The organism is Prevotella conceptionensis 9403948, assembly GCF_000312305.1.
Lineage (GTDB): Bacteria > Bacteroidota > Bacteroidia > Bacteroidales > Bacteroidaceae > Prevotella > Prevotella conceptionensis.
On the sequence record NZ_HE999444.1, the window covers coordinates 316,951 to 318,063 of the forward strand.

Consider the following 1,113-nt stretch of genomic DNA (forward strand, 5'->3'; position numbering starts at 1 on the left):
ATTGTTGTGGCTTTCTATTCCGCGAGAAGGGGTTGTTGCCGCACATCCGTCGCGACATGATAGACTTCTATCGCATACCCATTAGTCAGATAAATAACATCAAGTTGGGTGCCGATTGGGTAGACGATGAGGGCCGCATTGTGCCCAATGCGCGCCTGGTTACGCCTGCCGACCCAGCCCGCGCATACGCTTATTGCAGCGACACGCGCTACATGCCACAGCTACACAAGGCTGTGCAAGGCGTGAACACTCTTTATCACGAGGCCACTTACGATAGTTCGATGGCCTCGCGGGCACGACTTTACTACCACAGCACGGCTGCAGAGGCGGCTAAGGTGGCACGCGATGCAGGTGTGGGCAAGCTTGTTTTGGGGCATTACAGCGCCCGATACGAGGCCGAAGAAGTTTTGCTAACCGAGGCTAGGGCCATCTTTCCAAACACAATTTTAGGCCAAGAGGGATTGGAAATTGATGTTTGATGGGGAAAGAATAGCTTATAAAGGTGAAAGGGTGAAAGGGTAAAAAGGTGAAAAGGTAAAAAGGTGAAGGGGTAAAAGAGCTTATAAAGGTGAAAGGTGGAAAGGTGAAGGGGTGAAAAAGTGAAAAGGTGAAGGGGTGAAAGAGCTTATAAAGGTGAAAAGGTGAAAGGGTAAAAAGGTGAAAAAAGGGCTGCGCCTATTATGCCGTTAACTAAATAGGGTGCTAATGGTTGCACCTGCTGATGAACGAGTTGGGCTAGTATAGCTAGGTAAACTAGTGTTCCTAGAACCTTTAGTATTCCTAGAATCCCTACGAATACCTAGTGTTCCTAGAGCCATTAGTATTTCTAGAATCCCTAGAATCCCTAGTGTTCCTATAATCTCTAATATTCCTAGAATCCCTAGTACTACAAGATAAACAAGCCCCACTAGCTTACTGAGCTAAACGCTTATTAAATCATTAACCAGTAAACCCGTAGGCATCCCAGCTTATCATCTCGAACTTTGTCGTCTTTTAAGTATAAATCTTATAACGGCGTTTGCCTCATATATCAACCAAGAACGATGTTCATTGCTATTTCGAACCTACCTAAAACTTAACCCATGACAACCCATTCAATCGTAAGCATCCAAT

At 45.6% G+C, this 1,113-nt stretch carries 1 pseudogene; it reads left to right on the forward strand.

Going from position 1 to position 1,113, the window contains the following annotated elements:
* Positions 1-479 (forward strand): annotated as a pseudogene (locus BN93_RS03505) (ribonuclease Z); the annotation flags it as partial.
* Positions 480-1,113: the final 634 nt, after the last annotated feature.